General features: G+C 72.4%; 21 protein-coding genes and 1 other RNA gene. 18 read left to right on the forward strand and 4 right to left on the reverse strand.

Annotated elements, in window-relative coordinates; translation table 11 throughout:
* The 5 genes from FFT21_RS23450 to FFT21_RS23470 all read left to right on the forward strand — a co-directional run bounded on the left by FFT21_RS23450 (position 1) and on the right by FFT21_RS23470 (position 4004).
* Positions 1–1176, forward strand: a complete 1176-nt coding sequence (locus tag FFT21_RS23450) for a bifunctional RNase H/acid phosphatase (RefSeq protein WP_137816115.1) — start codon at positions 1–3, stop codon at positions 1174–1176.
* A 35-nt stretch (positions 1177–1211) separates the two neighbouring features.
* Positions 1212–1608: RNase P RNA component class A (gene rnpB, locus FFT21_RS23455), an RNA gene on the forward strand.
* 228 nt (positions 1609–1836) lie between these two features.
* Positions 1837–2016 (forward strand): PIN domain-containing protein, encoded by a 180-nt coding sequence (locus FFT21_RS23460; protein ID WP_225978680.1) that lies wholly within the window; start codon positions 1837–1839, stop codon positions 2014–2016.
* Between the two features lie 266 nt (positions 2017–2282).
* Entirely contained in the window at positions 2283–3500 is a 1218-nt protein-coding gene (locus tag FFT21_RS23465; RefSeq protein WP_137816097.1) for a DUF6777 domain-containing protein, read from the forward strand.
* Positions 3501–3752: 252 nt separating this feature from the next.
* The gene (locus FFT21_RS23470) at positions 3753–4004 is read left to right on the forward strand and encodes a hypothetical protein (protein ID WP_137816098.1); all 252 of its coding nucleotides are present in this window, start codon (positions 3753–3755) and stop codon (positions 4002–4004) included.
* Here FFT21_RS23470 and FFT21_RS23475 read toward each other — a convergent pair.
* Positions 3978–4616, reverse strand: a complete 639-nt coding sequence (locus FFT21_RS23475) for a TetR/AcrR family transcriptional regulator (RefSeq protein ID WP_225978681.1) — start codon at positions 4614–4616, stop codon at positions 3978–3980. The two genes, FFT21_RS23470 and FFT21_RS23475, sit on opposite strands and share 27 nt — an antisense overlap.
* Positions 4617–5354: 738 nt before the next feature.
* Between FFT21_RS23475 and FFT21_RS23480 the strand changes: the two genes are divergently transcribed.
* From FFT21_RS23480 to FFT21_RS23530, 11 genes are all read left to right on the forward strand, one after another.
* On the forward strand, positions 5355–5618 hold the full coding sequence (locus FFT21_RS23480) for a hypothetical protein (RefSeq protein WP_137816100.1): 264 nt from the start codon (positions 5355–5357) through the stop codon (positions 5616–5618).
* A 4-nt stretch (positions 5619–5622) separates the two neighbouring features.
* Complete coding sequence (locus FFT21_RS23485) at positions 5623–6054, forward strand: hypothetical protein (protein ID WP_192909709.1); 432 nt, start codon at positions 5623–5625, stop codon at positions 6052–6054.
* Positions 6055–6071: 17 nt separating this feature from the next.
* The gene (locus FFT21_RS23490; RefSeq protein ID WP_137816101.1) at positions 6072–9002 is read left to right on the forward strand and encodes an ATP-binding protein; all 2931 of its coding nucleotides are present in this window, start codon (positions 6072–6074) and stop codon (positions 9000–9002) included.
* Complete coding sequence (locus FFT21_RS23495) at positions 9002–11059, forward strand: hypothetical protein (RefSeq protein ID WP_225978682.1); 2058 nt, start codon at positions 9002–9004, stop codon at positions 11057–11059. Before FFT21_RS23490 ends, FFT21_RS23495 begins: the two co-directional genes overlap by 1 nt.
* A gap of 18 nt (positions 11060–11077) precedes the next feature.
* Positions 11078–11662: a hypothetical protein gene (locus FFT21_RS23500; protein WP_137816102.1), complete on the forward strand. Its 585-nt coding sequence runs from the start codon at positions 11078–11080 to the stop codon at positions 11660–11662.
* Between the two features lie 154 nt (positions 11663–11816).
* Complete coding sequence (locus FFT21_RS23505) at positions 11817–12812, forward strand: C40 family peptidase (RefSeq protein ID WP_137816103.1); 996 nt, start codon at positions 11817–11819, stop codon at positions 12810–12812.
* Positions 12813–12824: 12 nt separating this feature from the next.
* On the forward strand, positions 12825–13274 hold the full coding sequence (locus tag FFT21_RS23510; RefSeq protein ID WP_137816104.1) for a hypothetical protein: 450 nt from the start codon (positions 12825–12827) through the stop codon (positions 13272–13274).
* 104 nt (positions 13275–13378) lie between these two features.
* The gene (locus FFT21_RS23515) at positions 13379–14788 is read left to right on the forward strand and encodes an RNB domain-containing ribonuclease (protein ID WP_137816117.1); all 1410 of its coding nucleotides are present in this window, start codon (positions 13379–13381) and stop codon (positions 14786–14788) included.
* Between the two features lie 85 nt (positions 14789–14873).
* On the forward strand, positions 14874–15542 hold the full coding sequence (npdG, locus tag FFT21_RS23520) for an NADPH-dependent F420 reductase (RefSeq protein WP_137816105.1): 669 nt from the start codon (positions 14874–14876) through the stop codon (positions 15540–15542).
* Positions 15543–15561: 19 nt separating this feature from the next.
* Positions 15562–16353, forward strand: coding sequence for a helical backbone metal receptor (locus FFT21_RS23525; protein ID WP_137816106.1), 792 nt, complete (start codon positions 15562–15564; stop codon positions 16351–16353).
* A 167-nt stretch (positions 16354–16520) separates the two neighbouring features.
* A complete protein-coding gene (locus FFT21_RS23530; protein WP_137816107.1) occupies positions 16521–16727 on the forward strand; it encodes a hypothetical protein in 207 nt (68 codons plus the stop codon).
* 190 nt (positions 16728–16917) lie between these two features.
* Here FFT21_RS23530 and FFT21_RS29295 read toward each other — a convergent pair whose 3' ends face one another.
* Positions 16918–17103: a hypothetical protein gene (locus tag FFT21_RS29295; RefSeq protein WP_192909710.1), complete on the reverse strand. Its 186-nt coding sequence runs from the start codon at positions 17101–17103 to the stop codon at positions 16918–16920.
* Here FFT21_RS29295 and FFT21_RS30765 point away from each other — a divergent pair.
* Together FFT21_RS30765 and FFT21_RS23540 are read left to right on the forward strand one after the other, a co-directional pair.
* Entirely contained in the window at positions 17075–17407 is a 333-nt protein-coding gene (locus FFT21_RS30765; protein ID WP_371856853.1) for a hypothetical protein, read from the forward strand. The two genes, FFT21_RS29295 and FFT21_RS30765, sit on opposite strands and share 29 nt — an antisense overlap.
* The gene (locus tag FFT21_RS23540) at positions 17298–17981 is read left to right on the forward strand and encodes a GAF and ANTAR domain-containing protein (RefSeq protein ID WP_225978688.1); all 684 of its coding nucleotides are present in this window, start codon (positions 17298–17300) and stop codon (positions 17979–17981) included. Before FFT21_RS30765 ends, FFT21_RS23540 begins: the two co-directional genes overlap by 110 nt.
* Before the next feature lie 32 nt (positions 17982–18013).
* Here FFT21_RS23540 and FFT21_RS23545 read toward each other — a convergent pair whose 3' ends face one another.
* Both FFT21_RS23545 and FFT21_RS23550 read right to left on the reverse strand, forming a co-directional pair.
* On the reverse strand, positions 18014–18580 hold the full coding sequence (locus FFT21_RS23545; protein ID WP_225978683.1) for a hypothetical protein: 567 nt from the start codon (positions 18578–18580) through the stop codon (positions 18014–18016).
* 275 nt (positions 18581–18855) lie between these two features.
* A complete protein-coding gene (locus FFT21_RS23550; RefSeq protein WP_137816110.1) occupies positions 18856–19605 on the reverse strand; it encodes an AAA family ATPase in 750 nt (249 codons plus the stop codon).
* Positions 19606–19857: the final 252 nt, after the last annotated feature.

The following is a 19857-nucleotide window of genomic DNA, read 5'->3' on the forward strand; positions in this document are numbered from 1 at the left end:
GTGGTCGTCGAGGCGGACGGCGGCTCACGGGGCAATCCCGGACCGGCCGGGTTCGGGGCCGTGGTCGTGGACGCCGGCACCGGCGAGGTGCTCGCCGAACGGATCGGCGGCCTCGGCCGGACCACCAACAACGTGGCCGAGTACCAGGGGCTGATCGCGGGCCTGCGCGCCGCTGCCGAACTGGGCGCCGAGTCCGTCGACGTGCGGATGGACTCCAAGCTCGTGGTCGAGCAGATGTCCGGCCGGTGGAAGGTCAAGCAGCCGCACCTGCAGCCGCTGGCCCGCCAGGCCCGCGAACTGGCGGCCTCGTTCGCCAGGGTGACCTACCGGTGGGTGCCCCGCGAGCGGAACCGCCGGGCGGACCAGTTGGCCAACGACGCCATGGACGCCCAGGCCAGGGGCGCCCCGCCCACGCTGGAGGAGCACACCGCGCCGCCGCCAGAGAAAGACCCGGAACGTGACGCCGGCGGGCCGAGCCAGGCCGCGCTGATCGGGATCCCCGAGGACAACGCCGCCGAGGCCGCGCAGACCGCGCCGCCCGCCGCGTGGTCCGGCGCCACCGGCACCCCCACCCGGCTGCTCCTGCTGCGGCACGCGCAGACCGAGCACTCCGCCCAGCGCCGGTATTCCGGCCGCGGCGACGTGCCGCTCACCGACCTGGGCATGCGCCAGGCCGGGGCGGCCGCACGGCGGCTCGCCGCGATGGACGACATCGTCACCATCGTGTCCTCGCCGCTGCGGCGGGCCAGGCAGACCGCCGACGAGGTGGCCGCGGCCACCGGCGCCGAGATCGTGCTCGAGGACGGGTTCACCGAGGTCGACTTCGGCGCCTGGGAGGGGCTGACCTTCGCCGAGGCCGCGGCCCGCGACCCGGACCTGCACCGGCGGTGGCTGGCCGACCCCGCGGTACCGCCGCCGGGCGGGGAGAGCTTCGCGGAGGTGCACCGGCGGGTGCGGCGGGCCAGGGACACGCTGATCGCCAAGCACGGCGGCGCCACCCTGGTCGTGGTCAGCCACGTCACCCCGATCAAGACGCTGCTGTGGATGGCGCTGGACGCCGGGCCGTCCGTGCTCTACCGGATGCACCTGGACCTGATCTCGCTGTCCGTCGTGGAGTTCTACCCGGACGGCCACGCCTCGGTCCGGCTCGTCAACGACACCTGCCACCTGGAATAGCCGGCCATGATCCTCCGTACACTAGGGGTGGCGGACGAGTCGACGGGCGGCCGCGTCAGCGGGACCCCCGCTGTCGAGGAAAGTCCGGACTCCACAGGGCAGGGTGGTTGCTAACGGCAACCCGGGGCGACCCGCGGGACAGTGCCACAGAAAACAGACCGCCTGGGCGCGCGAGCGCACCAGGTAAGGGTGAAACGGTGGTGTAAGAGACCACCAGCACCCCGGGTGACCGGGGTGGCTCGGTAAACCCCACCCGGAGCAAGGCCAAGAGGGCGCTGCGGCGCCTGCGCAGGCGTTCGAGGACGGCCCGTCCGATGCCTGCGGGTAGGCCGCTTGAGCCTGCCGGCAACGGTAGGCCGAGATGGATGGTCGCCGCCCGGGCCGCCGCAAGGCACCCGGGCACAGAATCCGGCTTACATGTCGACTCGTCCGCCGCTCCTTTTCCCACCTGCGGCGCTGGCCGCGCCCTGGGGCATCTACCAGCGAAAACACGTCTCGACAGTTCTCCGCTGTTCTCGCCGCCGCCCGCCGTTCCACGGCCTGCTGACGGCCTGATCTTGGTCTGCCTGCTTCCGGGCCATCGCCCCGACACGATACCGATCACACGGGCGGTGGTGCCGCTTGGTCGCCGGGAGCTGGAGTTGGTCAGCCTGGTGCCGCGTGATCTGGCGGATGGCACAGTTGGTGAAGACCTATGCTGACTTGCCGCTGGGCGCGGTTGACGCTTCGGTGATCACGGTCGCCGAACGGCTGGGCATCTCCCGCGTGGCGACCCTCGATCGTCGGCACTTCACGGTGGTACGCCCCAAGCACGTGCCGGCGCTGGAACTGTTGCCATAACCGCGTCGGCCGGCGGCGCGAAGGGTGGCCGGGCGTCGATCGTCGCCGAAAATCCTGTGCGGCCGCGGAGCGTGCGCAGGTGCACGCCCCGCGGTCCGCTTCGCCACGGCACGGACCTTCGTCCCCGGGTGGTGGGCGCGGACGACCCTTCAGGACGCCGGACGGCCGGATGCGATGGTCGGTTGTGGACCCGTCGAGTCACCGACGCACAGGGGGAGCCGATCATGTGCTCGACGTTCGACCGCCGACCCCGCCCACCGAGAACCATGCTGGCAGGGTTGGTGATCGCGCTGGCCGCCGCGGCGTGCGCGTCCCAACCGCCCGCCCCGCCGGCCGCCAGCTACCAGCTCGAACCGGCGGCGACCAGCGGTGTCCCGCCGTTCACCCCGCCGGTCGGCACCGACCAACCCGTCCTCACCAGGCCGCCACAGGCCCGCGGAAGGCTGACCGGCAACACACCAGGCCTGTACGGCGGCAGCCGCAACAACGCCCGCTGTGACCCGCACGCCCTGGTGGCGTTCCTGCGGGCCAACCCGGAGAAGGCGGCCGCGTGGGCGGGGGTGCTCGGCATCTCTCCGGCGCAGATCCCCGGTTACGTGGACGGTCTCACGCCGGTGCTGCTGCGCACCGACACCGCGGTGACCAACCACGGCTTCGACAACGGCCGGGTCACCACGGAGGCGGCGGTGGTGCAGGCCGGCACCGCCGTGCTGGTGGACGGCCGCGGCGTGCCGGTGACCAAGTGCAACTGCGGCAACCCGCTCACCCCACCGCCCACCTCCGGGCAGGGCAGCTACCGCGGTGCGGCGTGGCCGGGCTTCTCCGCACAATCAGTCACGGTGATCCAGCAGAGCACCACCGTGGTGAACGACTTCGTGCTGGTCGAGCCCGGTGCCGCCGCGGCATTCATCCGTCCGATCGGGACGGTCGGCGCCGAGGACGCGCCCACCACGATGCCGCCGTCACCGGGCACACCGGCGCCGAGTGGTCCCGCGGCGAGCCGGGGCCGCGCCTCCTGGCAGATCACCGACTGCCTGGTGGACCGCGCCAACAACGAGTTCGCCCTGCGCGCCAGGATCTTCGTGCGCAACGAGGATTCGAACGTCACGCACAACTACCGCTTCAGGCTCCTCTTCGGCACGACTGGCGACCGGTACGCGGAACCCACGGAGACCGTCTACGGCGTGCCACCTGGGCAGAACCGCGCCCAGAACGTCAGCCTCGGGCCGTCGTACGTCTCCGAGTCCGCCAAGGCGTTGCCGGCGGGACCGGTGCGATGCGAGATCACCCAGGTGCTGGACGAGAACAACGCGGAGCCGATGCCGGGGTCGCTGCCGGCGCAGCCGCCGGCATCGTCACCGACCGGAAGCCCGGGCCCGGCCACGACCAGCCCGGGGCCGACCGTGCAGACACCGACCACCGCCGAGACACCGACGCCCGCCACCACGTCGACCCAGAGCTCCGGCGGCACGCCGGCACGCTAGGACCGGTCCGGACGCGCGTCGCAGCCGGCTGACGTTACGGCGTGCCGCCACGGCGCCGCGGCCGGTCCGCGGGTGGCGGAGCGGGCTCGAAGTGGCGCCATACCACGGAATCGGTGGTTCTGCCGATCGAGTGACATGGGCGGCCCAGCGGAACCGGCGCGGCGGGCGAATACTCCCTCTTGTCTGCTTTCGTCCCGGGGAATTCCGGGGAAGGGGGCTGGACGGGATATGGATTGGCGGAACGTGTGGTGGGTGCGGCCCGCGCACACCACCGAGCAGCACGCCGTGGACGGCGAGCCGGAGGTCGGTGTCGAGCTGCGCACCACGGCGCTGTGCGGCCAGGCCGTGGTGATCCCCGTGCGGCCCCGGTTCGTCTGCGTGGACGTGCGGGTGCCGCCGCGGCGCTGCCCGCGCTGCGCGGAACTCGTGCGGGTGGCCGAGGGCCGGCCGCGTCAGGGCGCGCCCAGGGAGTGGGTCTCACGCATGCGCTGCCACCGACGGTAGCGCGACCAGCGCGGCGAGCAGGGTGTCCGCGAGCCGGTCCACGTAGCCGGGCGGCATCCGTTCCCTGCTGACCATCAGCCGCCAGTAGAGCGGGCCGAACAGCAGGTCGAGCGCCAGGTCGGTGTCCATGTCCGGCGGCAACTCGCCGCGTTCCACCGCGCGCTGCAGCAGTTCGGTGGCCCTTTCCCGGCGGGGCCGCTCCACCACGTCCGCGAATACCTGGGCCAGCACCGGTTCCCGGGCGCCCTCGGCCAGCAGGTCCGGCACGATCTGCGAAGCCAGCGGGTGCCGCAGCAGCTTCGACGTGGCACGCAGGTAGGCGAGCAGGTCACCGCGCAGCGACCCGGTGTCGGCGATCTCCGCCAGCGGCACGCCGACCTGTGCGCTCAGCGCCACCACCATGTCCTGCTTGGATGTCCAGCGGCGGTAGATCGCGGCCTTGCCCACCCTGGCGCGCTTGGCCACCGCGTCCATCGACATCCGCGCATACCCGGTCTCGGCCAGTTCGGCGAACGCCGCGCGGAGGATCGCCGAGGTCACACTCTCCTGGAGCACCGCGGCCCCGGCCGGCTTGCGCTTCCCCTTGCCGTTCTCGTCGGGCACTTCGGTCACGGCCCGCGACCCTAGCACGCAACGGAACGGTTGCGTTCCGACGCCGATCCGGTATACGGGGCCTGACGGGTGGGTGCGCGGTGTGCATTCGGCGGCCGGCGCGCCGCCGTCCGGCGCCGGAGCATGCCCGCGGCGCCTCGGCCGGTGTGGTGGCGGGGCATGTGAACCGCACAGGGTCGCTGAATGACGCGAACGGCCGAGTGAGGCACTGTGATCAATGCCGCCCATGTGCCGCAACCCACTACCTCGGCGCGTGACGCGGCCGGTAACCTGATCTCGCCCGGTTGCGCGCGGCGGATCGCCCAGCGGGTGCGCAGGGTGTCAGTCCAGTCGGCTGGAGTGAGGCCGAGCGGGTCACGATGGGTGCGGTGTCGATCTGGAGGACGATCAGCGCTCGTACTGAGCGTGACCGGCGGGCTCGCGGGCGGGTGAAACACTCGGGCGATCGGGAGAATTCCGCGTCTCCGGTTCACGGATGCACGCGGCGCCGCGATGATGGCCGTGACCGGGTTCGGTGCAGTCGCGGTCGAGGGGATCGTCGATGACCGTGTCAGGCCGCGGCGGCTCCACGACGTACTGGGCGCGCAGACTCGCGGAGAAGACGACAGCCGATGGTACGTACGGCGCTTCGACCACTACACCTCGTGATGAAGGCATGTTCTACTCGATAGCGCCAACCGGAGCGGGCCTCCCCGCCCCGCGCCGGCCCGGAACGCTCCTCGCACTCAGGAGTACGAGATGATCGCGATGGCCCTGAACACACTCGCGGCGAACGGCCTGGGCACCAACGGGATCCGGGGCTGGATCCTGGACAACCTGGTGCCGCTGCTGCTGCTGACCGTGGCCCTGCTGCTGCTGTGGCTCGGCGGTGGGAAGGGCGACAACGCCGGGGTCATGCGGCGGGTGATCGGCGTGTTCGTCGCGCTCGGGCTCATCGGTCTTGCCGTCACCGGTGCCGGCGTGAACATCGGCACCTGGCTCGCCGGCCTGTTCAGCGGGTGATCGCGTGCGCATCCGCACCGACGACGAGGTCTACCGAGTCGACGCCGTCTGGCTCGGGCCGCCCAAGGCGACCTTCCCGTGGCGGGCCCGGTACGTCGCCTGGGGCGTTGGCATCGCGATCTTCCTGCTGACCATGACCGTGGAGCGGCGGATCGGGTTCGGGTTCAACTTCTTCAACACCGCGTGGGCCGTCGTCATCACGATCGTGCTCACCCGGCTGATCTGCTCGCGGATCAGCCACGAGCGACCGCTCGGGTCGGTCGCGGTGATGTGGCTGCGGGAGCTGACGGCGCCCCGGGAGAAGACCTCCGGCCGGGGTGGTGCGGTCACCGCGGCCCGGTTGCGGGTGTCCCGCAACCGTCCGCGCCCCAGGAACGCGCCACCGGCCCGCACGCCGCGGCGTCGCCGCTCGAGCCAGGCTCGTACCCGTGTTTGAGTCCAAGGAGGTTGGCCGTGTTCGGACGCCGGCGAAGCCGTGAGCGGCAGCCGTACCACGTGGCACAGCACGCCGCTCCCGACGCCTCGGCCGGACAGGCCCACCGCCGTCGCGGCCGGCGGCTGCCCGGCGAACAGGCCATCCCCAGCTACACGCCGTCCATCGCGGCCCGCAGCATCGACGGCCACCTGCTGCGCACCGGCCAGGACGTGTACGCCTGGTACCGGCTGGCCCCGCAGCGCTGGTCGTTCCGCTCCGACTCGCAGCGCCAGGACCTGATCGCCGCGATCGCCGGCCAGTACGCCGAACTGCAGGGACGCTGGCTGCACCTGCGGGTGACCGCGCGGCCGTACCCGATCCGGATGTGGGCCGAGGCGCATGTGCACAACGCGATCAACCGGCTGCCGGACACGCCGGGCACGCTGTCCTTCGACGACTACATGGTCGGCGAGCAGCACCAGTTGATGGGCCGGTCGATGGCCGAGAAGGAGGTCTACCTCGGCGTCCAGGTGCAGACCCGGAACATGGTCGACCTCGCCGTGGAGCGGGCCGCTCCGGTGCTGCGCAGGATCCTGCCCGAGGCGGTGGACGCCGAGCTGGTCGCGCTGGACAGCGAGGTGGAGCACCTGGACCAGGTGATCGGCTCGGCCGGGCTGGAGGGTCGGCCGGCCACCGCCGAGGAGATGTCCTGGCTGATGCACCGGTCCTGCTCGCTGGGCCTGCCCGCGCCGCGCAACCTGCCCGCGGTGCCCGGCGCCGCGTGGGAGCCGGAGGACCTGGCCAGCTTCACCGACGCCGCCGACTTCCACCAGGAGCCGTACGCGCCCACCGTCACCGTGCGCGGCCGCACCGGGTCCAACGCCGGGATCAAGCGGCACGTCTGCGTGCTCACCGTCGGGCTCATGCACGGGCTGCAGATTCCCGAGGTGGACGACCCGTGGGTGCAGCGCTCGGACCGGCTGCCCGCCTCGGTGGAGTGGTCCGCGCGGATCTACGTGCGCCGGCCCGAGGAGGTCTCCGGCGAACTGCAGCGGCAGATGAACAAGGTTCGCTCCCAGGTGCGCCATTACACCGAGGAGCACGAGCTGGAGCCGCCGCAGTCGCTGGCCCGGCAGGCCGCCCGGGTGCTGGAGATCGACGACGAGATGACCTCCGGTTTCACCGCGCTGGCCACCCGGGTGCGGTCCTGGTGGCGGCTGGCGGTGTCCGGGCCGAGCGAGCGGGACGCGTTGCGGCTCTCTCAGCAACTGCTGGACCTCTACAAACCCAAGGTGGCCATCGAGCATCCGGAGGCGCAGTACGCGCTGGCCCGGGAGTTCATCCCGGGCGAGCCGCTGGCCTCCAGCGCCTACATGCGCCGAGGGTCGGTGGTGTGGGCGGCGTCCGCGGTGCCCACGGCCACCGCCGAGGTGGGCGACCGGCGCGGCATCCTGCTCGGCGAGACCTGCACCGCGACCCGCCGCCCGGTGGCCTGGGACCCGTGGATGGCCCAGGAGGTGCGGGACGCCTCCGGCCTCACCGCGATGGTCGCCGGCCTCGGCGGCGGCAAGTCGTTCCTCGGCGGCGGCGTGGTCTACAAGACGCTGCGCGCTGGCGCGTACTGGACGCTGCTCGACCCGTCCGGCCCGCTGGCCAAGCTGTGCGACCTGCCCGAGCTGCGGCCGTACGCGCGGCCGATCAACCTGCTCAACGCCCAGCCCGGCATCCTCAACCCGTACCGGGTGGTGGCCGAGCCGCGGCTCGAACACTTCATGGACGAGGAGGACCCGGAACGCGCCTGGCGCCGGGAGCGGGCGCTCGCCGCGGCCACCCGCCGCCGGCTGGTGCTGGACGTGCTGACCGGGCTGCTGCCCTACGAGGTGTCCCGGATGCCGCAGACCCGGATCGTGCTGCTGCGCGCGGTGCGCGCGGTCGGCGGCCGGCCGGACGCCAGCCCCGCCCAGGTGTTCGACGCGCTGCGCCGGGACGCCAGCGAGCATCACGAGCACGCCGTCGTGGTCGCCGACTTCCTGGACGAGATGCGCGAGCGGATGAGCCTGCTCATCCCGGAACGCGACGCCGACCCGTACTCCGAGCAGCGCGATGACCGGCTCACCGTGCTCACCATGGCTGGGCTGACCCTGCCCAAGGACAACGTGGGCCGCGAGCACTGGACCGATGCCGAGGCGCTCGGCGTGGAGATGCTCAACCTGGCGGCGTGGCTCACCCAGCGGTCGATCTACGAGAAGCCCAGGGACCTGCGCAAGGGCGTGTGGATCGACGAGGCGTTCTTCCTCTCCGAGGTGCCCACCGGCCGGGTACTGATGAACCGGTTCGCCCGCGACTCCCGGAAATGGAACGTGCGGGTGCTGCTGTCCTCGCAGATCCCCGCCGACTTCCTGAAGATCCAGGGGTTCGTCGCGCTGCTCGACTCGGTGTTCGTCGGCCGGCTGGACGACGAGCAGGCCCAGGAGGACGCGCTGCGGCTGCTCAAGGTCCCGATCGGCGCCGGGTACGAGCAGGTGATCGCCAGCCTCGGCCGGCGGCCGGGCGGCGACCGCGGCACCACCGAGCGGGACCGGGCACCCCGCCAGTTCATCTTCGGCGACGGCAACGGCGGCGTGGAACGCATCCGGATCGACTTCAGTGGGCCGCACCTGGAGCACCTGCGGGCCGCCCTGGACACCACCCCGGACGCGCTGCGCGACGGCGCCGGTCAGCCCCGGGGCGAGCTGGCCGCTCCGGACAAGCCGCAGTTGCCCAGCGCCGCCCCCGCCGAGCGGGGCTCCGGCAACCACGCGGCCGACTACGACGCACTGCCGGAGGAGGAGGTTGACGACGAGCTGCGGGAGGACTTCGCCGAGCTGGAGGCCGGGCTGACCGACGAGCTGGTCGGCGCACACGGCCCCCGCCGGCCAGACCCGGACGGCACGGGCGGCGGTGGTCGCCCGAGCGGGGAAGAGCGCTGATGGGCGGCCCCGCATCAGGTGGCCGCGCCCGCGCCGTGCTGCTGAGCACCTGGCGGCTGCTGCGCGGCCCGTTAGGAGGTCCCTCGCTGCCGGCGCTGCTGCGCTGGTGGCGCACCCGTGACCGCCCCGCGCGGCCGAGCTCCCCGGCGCCTTCGCGAGAACGATCACGCCGGCTGGGTTTTCTGGCGCCTCCGCGGGAACGATCACGTCGGCGCGGGACGGTGCTGCTCATCGTCGCCGGGCTGCTGGGCGCGCAGGCGCTGGTCGGCATCCCGGCGATGGCGTTCGACTGCGCCGACGCGCCCAACCCTGAGCGGCCGGGCGCCGGCATGGTCGGCGCGATCGACCCGCCGGCGATGGACCACGGCGAGCCGGGCAGCGTGTACGACGAGGTCGGCTACGCCGGCCTGGTCTGGCACGTCTACGACGACAGCTGCGTGCTGTCCAAGGGCGTCACCGACCCGAACGCCACGATCGACACCTGGGCCGGCAACGAGCTGTTCAACGTCGGCAAGAACATCGTCGGCGCGACCAGCTCGCTGCACTACGCGCTGCTGTCCGGGGACCTGGTCAAACCGCTGGACGACCTGGTGATGACCGGCACGGTGGCGCTCTACAACAGCGTCTACGCGCCGTGGTTCGGGCTGTTCGCGCTGCTGCTCGCGGTGATCGTGTTCCGGCACATCTGGAAGGGCGACCTGGCCACGATCAGCAGGCGGGGCATGTGGGCGCTGGCCGGCATGTGGCTAGCCGCGGCCACCTACCTCACCCCGCTGCTCTACACCCACGTGCTGGACGAGATCCTGATCACCGGCACCTCCCAGGTGCAGGCCGGGTTCCTCAAGCAGGTCGGGGTGGACGAGCGGAACGCGCTGCCCACCGTGCTGCACGACAACGTGGTGTACCGGAACTGGCTGCGCGGCGAGTTCGGCTCGCCGGACGCGCCGCAGGCCCAGCAGTACGGCCGCGACCTGGTGCGCGCGCAGGCGTGGACCAAGCAGGAGGTGGCCTCCGGGGCGGACGCCGGCTCGCCGGACGCGAAGAAGCAGCAGTACAAGGACATCGCCACCAAGCTGGGCAGCGCCAGCGGCTACTTCAAGGGCACCGAGGGCAGCCGCACCGGGGACGGTTTCCTGGCCCTGTTCCAGGGGCTCGCCTACGGCCTGTTCCAGTTGCTGGCCAAGGCCGGCATCCTGCTCGCCCAGGTGCTGCTGCGGGTGCTCATCCTGGCCGGCCCGATCATCGGCCTGGTCGCGCTGATCTACCACGACGTGCTGCGCAACGTGGGCCGGGCGGCCGGCGCCGCGCTGCTCAACGTGGTGGTGATCGCCGCGCTCGCCGGCCTGCACACGCTGATGCTGACCTGGCTGTTCAACCCGGCCCGCGGCCTGCCGCTGCTCACCCAGATGCTGCTGGCCACCTTGGTCACCGTGGTGTTCTTCCTGGTCGGCAAGCCGGTGCGGCGGATGTGGCAGATGGTCGAGCTGTCCGTGGGCACGGTTGGCGGCGCGCTGCCCTCCTCGCCGGGCCTGTTCGCCCGGTTCCGCCGCCGGCCGACCGGACCCACGCCGCAGGACGAGTTCTGGGAGCAGGTGCGCGCCGGCGACCCGGACTACGACGAGGTGGTGGTGCCGCAGCGCGGCCGTCGCCGGGTCCGGCCCGAGGCGGGCAACCCGGCCACCGGCGCCGCGTACCGGTTGGACCGCGCCCCGGTGGCCGGCGAGCTACCGGCCGCGGCGGGGGACCGGCCGGACGGCGCTCCCGCGCTGCCCCCGGTGACACCCCGGCGCGGCTACGGCGGCCCGGTGGCCGCACTGCCCCCGGCCGGGTCCAGCCGGCTGGTGGACACCTCGCCGGTGGCCGACCGGTCCTGGGAACGGCACGCCGAGGACGCCGTGGTGGTGCCGTCGGAGATCGCCTCCGCTCCGCAGCCCGAGTCGCGCGCGGTGCCCGGCCCGCGGCGGGCGGACCTCGAGGTCGTCGCCGGGCGGCCGGTGTTCGTGCTGTACCGACCGTCCCGCGGCCTCGAGGTCGCCGACGGCGGCGAATCGGGCTGATCCGGAAGGGGGGACCAGGTGCCGATCCGCACCAACCGCGGCCGCGCCGCGGTGTACCGGCGGCTGTGGGGCTGGCCGCTGCGCTCGCCGAAGCACCTCGTCACCGCGCTGGTCGCGGTGGCTGTGCTGGCGGTCGTGGTGAGCGTGGCACTGAACAAGGCGGGGGTGCACCGCGTCCCCCCGCCCGGCCCCGCCGGGGCGCAGCGGTTCGCCGGCGCGCCGTCCTCGGCCACCACCACCTCGCCGCTGCCGACCCGGCTGGAGAGCCCGCTGGCCGCCCCGACGTCGGCGCCGCCCGACCCGGCCGCGCTGGCCGTCGCCGAGGCGTGGGGGAAGGCGTGGGCGAACCACCCGGCCGGGATGACCACCCAGCAGTGGTTGGCCCAGCTCGCCCCGTACACCACCGACGAGTACCTGCCCGTGATGGCCTCGGTCGACCCGGCGAACATCCCGGCGCACCGGGTCACCGGCCGGGCCACCGCGGTCAACTCCTTCACCAGCTCCGTGCAGGCCAACCTGCCCACCGACGGCGGCACGCTGAGCATCACCGTGATCATGACCCCGCAGGGCTGGCGGGTGAGCGGTTACACGAAGGCGGGTTGACGGGCTGTTCCGGAGCTGGAGGGGACTGCGATGAGGAGTTCGGGAACGCGCCGGGGCGAAGCCCCCGCTGTCGCGGCGGCGGGGCGCCGCATTCCGTGCAGGGCCCAGGCACCTGCGACGCGATCGCGGCGCGCGTTCAGGAACGGACACTGACATGCGGATCGCGTTGGTGGTCGGCGTGGTGGTCGCCGCCCTGTTCGCCCTGGTGCTCGGCACCGGCGCGGTGAGCACCGTGATCGGGGGCACCGAGCAGCAGCAACTCGCCACCCGCAACCTGTCCTGCGACGCCGCCCTCGGACCCTGGGAAGGCGCCAGCGCGGCGGCGGGCAGGTCCGCCGGCGGCCGGCTGGACGGCCAGCAGCGCGCCATGGCCGGGTTGATCATCGGCATCGGTAAGCAGCGCAACCTTCCGCCGCTGGCCTGGCAGGTCGCGCTGCAGGCGGCGATGACCGAGTCCGGGCTGCGCAACGTGCCCTACGGCGACCGGGACTCGCTCGGCCTGTTCCAGATGCGACCCAGCCAGAACTGGGGCAGCGCGGCCCAGATCCTCGACCCGCGGTACGAGGTGAACAAGTTCTACGACGTGCTGACCTCGGTGCCGGACTGGCAGCAGCAGCGGCCCGGGGACACCGCGCAGGACGTGGAGCGTTCCGCGTTCCCGGACCGCTACCACCAGTGGGAGGCGCTGGCCGCCTACCTGGTCTCCGACGTCGGCGGGGTGGCCGACCCGACCGGGTGCGGCGAGGGCTTCGGCAACCTGCTGCCGAACAGCGAGGTCGCCGCGCACGCGATCAGGTACGCGCTGGGCGAGCTGGGCAAGCCGTACGTGTGGGGCGCCACCGGTCCGGACAGCTACGACTGCTCCGGGCTGATGCAGAGCGCGTTCAAGACCGCCGGGATCAGGTTGCCGCGGGTGGCGGCCGACCAGTTCCACGCCGGCGCGTGGCTGCCCGTCCGCCAGGCCCAGCCCGGTGACCTGCTGTTCTGGGCCAGCGACCCGAGCAACCCGGCGACCATCCACCACGTGGCCATGTACCTGGGCAACGACCAGTACGTGGAGGCGCCGGACGTCGGCGAGGTCGTGCGGGTCAGCAAGATCAACTGGAACGGCCACGAGCTGGTCGCCGAGGCCGTTCGGCCAGGAGTCTGACGGAGGAACATCATGTTCACCCCCGAGCCCATCCCGCGCCCGCCCGGCCCTCCGGCATCCAGCACCCCGCTGCGGGACTACCTCACCGGCGCGCAGCCCGGTGTGGACCAGGGTTACGTGGTGCTGCCCCGGTCTCTGGCCGAGTCCATGCCGCTGCCCTGGCAGCGCCAGATGACCACCCTGCTGGCCGAGTTCCACCAGGCTTTCGGCCACCTCAACTGGCCGATCTACAAGGTGGTGCCGTCCCGCCGGGAGCGGCTGGCCGACCTGGACGAGGACCAGCTCGCCGAGGTCGGCCTGATCGTGGAGATCGACTCGGACGGTGAGGTGGTCTACCGGGACCGGGCCGGCCGGCTGGTGAACGACCCGGAGGGCACTGAGGTGCTGGTGTCCTGCCTGGACCCGATCCCCGGCCAGCAGGGCGGGCACGTGCCGCCGGCCGCGCCGGCGGCACCGTGGTGACCGCTGGGCGAACCCGCCGACCGGCCTGACAGGCGGACGAACGCGTTCGTGCCCGCGCCGGGACGTGACCCGGCGTGAGGTCATAGGGTGCCCAGGTGGCGTCGATGCCGTTTCCCGCCGGCGAGGAGGCGCTGGACTTCACCGAGGTCCGCGCCGAGTTCGGGCTGCGGGTGGAGTTCCCCGCCGGGGCGATGGCCGAGGCCGAGCGGGGCGCCCTGGACGGCCGGGCCCGCCTGCGCAACCGGGTGGACGCCACCGACCTGCCGCTGGTCACCGTGGACCCGCTCGGCTCAGCCGACCTCGACCAGGCGCTGCTGGTGCGGCGCCGCGGACCGGGCTTCCGGCTGTACCACGCGATCGCGGACGCCGCCGCCTTCGTCCGCCCGGGCGGGCCGCTGGACGCCGAGGCGCGGCGGCGCGGCCAGACGCTGTACCTGCCGGACGGCCCGGTGCCGCTGCACCCGACCGTGCTCTCCGAGGGCGCGGCCAGCCTGCTGCCCGGCCAGGTGCGCCCGGCCGCGCTGTGGATCATCGACTGTGACCGGGACGGCGAACCGGAACGCTGCCGGGTGCACCGTGCCCTGGTCCGGTCCGTCGCCCGGCTGGACTACGACACCGTGCAGGCCCGCTTCGACGCGGGCGCACCGCACCCCTCGCTGGCCGCGCTGCCGGAACTGGGCCGGCTGCGCCGCGAGCTGGCCCTGCGCCGCGGCGCGGTGGAACTGCAACTGCCCGAGCAGAAGATCGAGCCGGACGGGGACGGCGGCTGGCGGCTGGCGGTGCGGTTGCGCCGCGAGGCCGAGGAGTGGACCGCGGAGATGTCCATCCTCACCGGCATCTGCGCCGCCCGGCTGATGCTGGACGGCGGCGTCGGCATCCTGCGCACCGTGCCGACGCCGGAACCCGAGGCGGTGACCGCGCTGCGCCGGATGGCCCAGGCCCTGGACATCCCGTGGCAGGACGGGCACGACCCGGCCAGCGTGCTCGCCGGCCTGGACCCGGATCACCCGGCCTCCCTGGCGCTGCACCTGGACGCCACCCGGCTGCTGCGCGGCGCCGGCTACACCGCCTTCGACGGGTCCGAGCCCCCGGTGGCCGGCCACGCCGGCATCGGGGCCCCGTACGCGCACGTCACCGCGCCGCTGCGGCGGCTGGTCGACCGCTTCGCCGCCGAGGTATGCCTGGCCGTCTCCGCCGACGCGGCGGTACCGGAATGGGCGCGCGCGGCGCTGCCCGGGTTGCCCGCGCTGATGGCCACCTCGGACGCGCTCGCCGCCCGGGTCGAGCGCACCTGCCTGGACCAGGTGCAGGCGTGGGTGCTGGCCGACCGGGTCGGCGAGGTTTTCAACGCCGTGGTGCTGCGCGCCGAGGCCACCGGCGCGGAGGTGTTCGTCAACCCGCCCCCGGTGATGGCGCGCTGCGACGGCGAGGGCCTGCCCGACGGCGAACGGATCCGGGTGCGCCTCGCCGAGGCCGACCCGCTCCGCCGCCGTGTCCGTTTCGAACTGCCGTGAGTCCGTGAGGTGAACCGCAGTTGGCGCGCGGGCGCCGCCCGGCATACCACGATGGGTGGCTGACGCACAGTGAGAAGGGAACGACGTGACGGACATCCGTGAGTTGACGATCGGCGTGCTCGGCGGGACCGGCCCCCAGGGCAGGGGTTTGGCGTTGCGCTGGGCCATGGCCGGGCTGAACGTGGTCATCGGGTCGCGGGACGTCGCGCGTGCCGAGACCACCGCCGCCGAGCTGCGTGAGGCCGCCGGGGTGGCGCACGTCACCGGCCGGGCGAACGAGGACTGCGCGCGGGCGGCCGATGTGGTGCTCGTCGCGGTGCCCTGGGAGGGGCACGCCAAGACCATCGAGCCGCTGCGCGAGGCGCTCGCCGGAAAGATCGTCATCGACTGCGTGAACCCGCTCGGCTTCGACCAGCGCGGCCCGTACGCGCTGCCCATCGAGGAGGGCAGCGCGGCGCAGCAGGCCGAGGCGCTGCTGCCGGACTCCCGGGTCACCGCGGCGTTCCACCACGTCTCCGCGGTGCTGCTGGGTGATCCCTCGGTGACCGAGGTGGACACCGACGTGCTGGTGCTCGGCGACGACCGGGAGGCCACCGACCTGGTGCGGGCCCTCGCCGATGCCATTCCCGGGGTGCGCGGCATCTACGGCGGCCGGCTGCGCAACGCCGCCCAGGTGGAGGCGCTGACGGCCAACCTCATCGCGGTCAACCGGCGCTACAAGGCGCATGCTGGTCTCAGGATTACGGACGTGTGAGGGCGGCCAAGGGGGTGTGATGGGCTGGCGTGTGGTCGGCGACGACGATCTGGGTGAGCCGGTGTGGCTTCGGCACACCCCCACCCGGGTGGTCTCGCTGGTGCCCTCGCTCACCGAGTCCATCGAGCGCACCCGGCCCGGGGTGCTGGTCGGCGCCACCGACTACTGCACCCATCCCCCCGACCTCGAGGTGGTCCGGGTCGGCGGCTCCAAGTACCCGCGGGTGGACGACGTGCTCGCGTTGCGGCCGGACCTCGTGGTGGCCAACGCCGAGGAGAACCGGCCGGAGGACGTGCAGCGGCTGCGGGCCAACGGCGTGCCGGTGTGGGTGACCGCCGCACCGCGCAGCGTGTTCGCCGCCCTCGGCTCGCTGCGCCGGCTGCTCACCCAGTGCCTGGAAGTCGTCGACCCGGACTGGCTGCTCGCCGCCGAGGAGGCGTGGTGGCACGGCCGGGAGGTGGTGGCCACCGCGGTGGTGCCGGTGTGGCGCAAGCCGTGGGTGGTGCTCGGCCGGGACACCTTCGCCGGCGACCTGCTGCGCCGGCTCGGCATCGGCAACGCCTACGCCGCGCACCCGCAGCGCTACCCCCGGCCGTCCCTGGAAGAGCTGCGCACCGTGCTGGAGAGCGGCGCGGCCGACCTGGTCGTGCTGCCGGACGAGCCGTACGCCTTCTGCGCGGACGACGGTCCCGAGGAATTCCCCGACGTGCGCTGCGCCCTGGTCTCCGGGCGCCACCTCACCTGGTACGGCCCGTCCCTGGTGGAGGCCCGTGACGTGCTCACCCCACCGCTCGACGCGGCGCTCGCCTGAGCCGCATGGTCCGGGACCGGCGACGCTCCGTGACACCGTCCGGGCCGCGGTTCACTTTGGTGTGAAGCCAGATCACCGCCCTGGTCCGGTTGTCCGCCCCGTCCTTAGACTTTTCGGATTAGCGGACCCAGACCCTGCCCGCGTGGACGACGCAGCGGGAGAAAGCCATGCCTGACGGGGTCCGGCTCGAACTGGTTCTGGAACTCACGCGACTGCTCAAGACGGCGGGTACCGACGAGCGTGCGGCCACGGCGGGCTTCCACGAACTCGTCGCCACCCACGGCCGAGACGATGTCCGCGCGGCTCTGGTGGTCGTGGCCGCCGAGTACTTCGCCACCGAGGCGGCCTGCGCGCGCGGGGACATGGCCACCTGACCGGCACCGCGAGGCGGCACCTCGATTTGTGACGCGGCGGGGACGAGCGGCCCGCGCGCAGGTCAGCGGCTCCTTCCCGGACTGTCCCGGATCGCCCCCGGGAGGCTGAGCCGCGACCCCGCGCGAGGTACGGTTACGCCACAGTGTGGTCGGATGCACGGGCCGCGGCACCGTTCTTGTACCCCGGCCGTCACCGAGCCGGGCCGCTGGCCGAGGTGGCGGACACCCTGGTGGTTGCCGACGCCGTGACGCTGGCGCTGCTCCAGACGCGGGCCGGCGACAGCAGGCGCGGTGAAGCCGCCCTGGCCGACTTCGCGGTGGCCAGCCGGGTCCACCAGGCCACCGGGATGATCTCCGCACAGCTCGAGATCAGCACGGGGGAGGCGTTCGCCCGGCTACGCGCCTACGCGTACCGGCACGGCCGATCCCTCGACGAGATCAGCGCCGGTTCCCCGACGAGGACCGGCGGCCACCAGAATCCCGCCATACCGAGGAGCACACGTGATGAGCACGGGACCGACGATGCGCGAGCGGGCAGTGGTTTCGGCATTCGTGGACATGGCCGACACCATGGTCGCCGACTACGACGTCGTGGACCTCTCGCACCGGTTGGCCCGCTACTGCGTCGGCCTGCTTCCGGTGGCGGCGGCCGGTGTGCTGCTCACCGACGAGCACGGTGACCTGCGGCTGCTGGCCTCCTCGAACGAGGGCGCCCGCCTCACCGAGCTGGTCCAGTTGGAGAACGACCAGCCGGGACCCTGCATCGAGGTGGTCTGCACCGGCCGGGCCGTCGTCGTGGACGACCTCACCGGGTATGCCGAGCGCTGGCCGCGCTTCGTCGACGAGGCTCGCCGGCAGGGCTTCCGGTCCGTGCATGCGCTGCCGATGCGGCTGCGGGCGGAGATCGTCGGCGCGCTGAACCTGTTCGGCGCCGCGGCGACCCGGCTGTCCGAGGACGACCAGCGGCTGGCGCAGGCGCTGGCCGACGTCGCCACCATCGGCATCCTCCAGCAGCGTGCGCTGAGCCGCCGGGAGACCATCGTCGAGCAACTTCAGGGCGCGCTGAACAGCCGGATCATCATCGAGCAGGCCAAGGGCGTGCTGTCCGAACGTGGCCACGTCGACGTTGACACCGCGTTCGACCTGCTGCGCGACCACGCTCGCGGCCACCAGCAGCGGCTCAGCGACCTCGCCCGCACCGTGGTGAACGACCGCACCGAAGCCCTCCGCGTCCTCGAGGCCCGCCGCCGCTGAGCCGGGCCCTACCGCGCCGCGAGTGGTGCGTCTCAGCCGGACGGCGGGAGAAGCGAATCCGCGTGCCGGCGCAGCGGCTCGCCCAAGTCCGGATGGTCACCCTGCTCGACGCGACGCAGCAGCCGCGCGATGACGCAGAGCTGCGCGACCCGCCCGGCCGCGGTGTCCAGCACGTCGGCGAACGTGTCGTGGACCCGCCGCGCCATACTCGGCGTGCGCAGGCTGTAGCAGTACAGGGTGGCCGCGTCGGTGCCGGCGGGACCCCGACCCCATAGGTCCCAGTCGAGGATGCCGAAGTCTGGCCGGAGCAGGTTGTTCCAGTGCATATCCCCGTGCACCGTCTCCCAGCGCAGTGCCCCGAGGTCCACTCGGTCGCCGAAGAACTGGCCGAGCCGCTCCCGCACCTTCACCCCGTCTGAGTTCACTCGCCTTGTGGGCGTCGCCGCAAGGACGTCCACGCAGCGGCGCAGCTCCGCCCACCAGGCGTTGGACAGCTCGATCTCCTGCCGCAGCACGTCCGTCGGCGAGCAGACCTCCCCGGGCATGAATGTCATGAGTTCCGCGCGTTGCCGGCGCGGGCCTTCCTCCCATTCGGTCACGGTAAGAACGCGGGGTTTCGGCAGACCTGTGAGGTCGTTGGCGTCGGCGTTTCCGGTCCATACGTCGCCGTGGGCCCACTGGCGCTGCTCGGCGAGGACCCGAAGCCAGTACCGTCCAGCGGACCCTTGAACGACGGCGCTGATGGAACGGAGCCGCCAGCCGTCGTGTGCAGGGCCATCGATCGTCACACCGAAGTGTTCGGCCGCACGCGCGAGATTCTCCCGCATCCACGCGCGGTACTGAGCGTCGGCGTCGTCAAGTCGTGTCATGACGCTCAGGAGTCGGCGATGTGTCGGAGGTAGCTTGCGGGGTTGTCCAGGTAGCGACGCCAGTGGTCGACGAGTTCGAGTTCTTCCCATTTTGTGCGCCGATAGCCGTGCTCGCCTACCTCAATGATGTCGGCGTCCGGGGTGGCCGCCAGGATTGGCGAGTGGGTGGCACATACTACCTGCGCCCCAGTCTGACTGAGTTGGTGCATCAGTGCCACAAGACGCAGGCAGGATGTGAAAGAGAGTGCGGCTTCGGGCTCGTCCATCACGTACAGCCCACGCTCGCGGAACATCGTGTCGAAGACGGTGAAGAAGCCCTCTCCGTGGCTCATTCGGGTGGTGTCTTCGTCCCAGTAGCCTCGCATGCCACTCACCGCCTCCATGAGCCCGAACGCCGTCTCGGCGCGGAGGAAGAAGCCCTTCTTCTTGGTGCGTGGCCCTGCCAGCATTCGTGCTCCTGCCGTCGTGGTCTCCAGTCGGAGCACCTCGCCGAGCGGAGTCTTGGGACGGGCGTTGCCGTACTTGCGCCCTGCCCGTCCGCCGCGCGCATCCAGACCGAAACCCTCCGCGATTGCCTCCACGAGAGTGGACTTACCCGAACCGTTCTCGCCGACCAGAAAGGTCAGCGGCCGGTCGAAGGTCAGGCCCTTCGCGGCCAGCTCCGCGACGCATGGGACGGTGAACGGCCACGCGTCGCGTTCGTCCGGCGTCCGAGGGCGGAGAGCGTCAGGGATGTACGCACGGCGGACGAGCATGAGACGCGGCTTCCTATGAGGAGTAGCGGGGAGCGCAGTTACCCGAGGGAACACAGTTGCCCGCCGGTCGGCATGATGGGCTACAGGATGGCGAGTGTCGGCGGCGGGTGAAAACTGACCCCTGCGTGGCATCCGAATTTTGACCCCTTTGTCCGGTGATCCTGGCTCCTATCTGGGGAGTCAGGAGGGACGGAGAGGGTGTTGTCCGTGGAGGATTGGGCTGAGATCCGCCGGTTGCACCGGTCGGAGCGA

The organism is Gandjariella thermophila (genome assembly GCF_005405885.1).
Taxonomy (GTDB): domain Bacteria; phylum Actinomycetota; class Actinomycetes; order Mycobacteriales; family Pseudonocardiaceae; genus Gandjariella; species Gandjariella thermophila.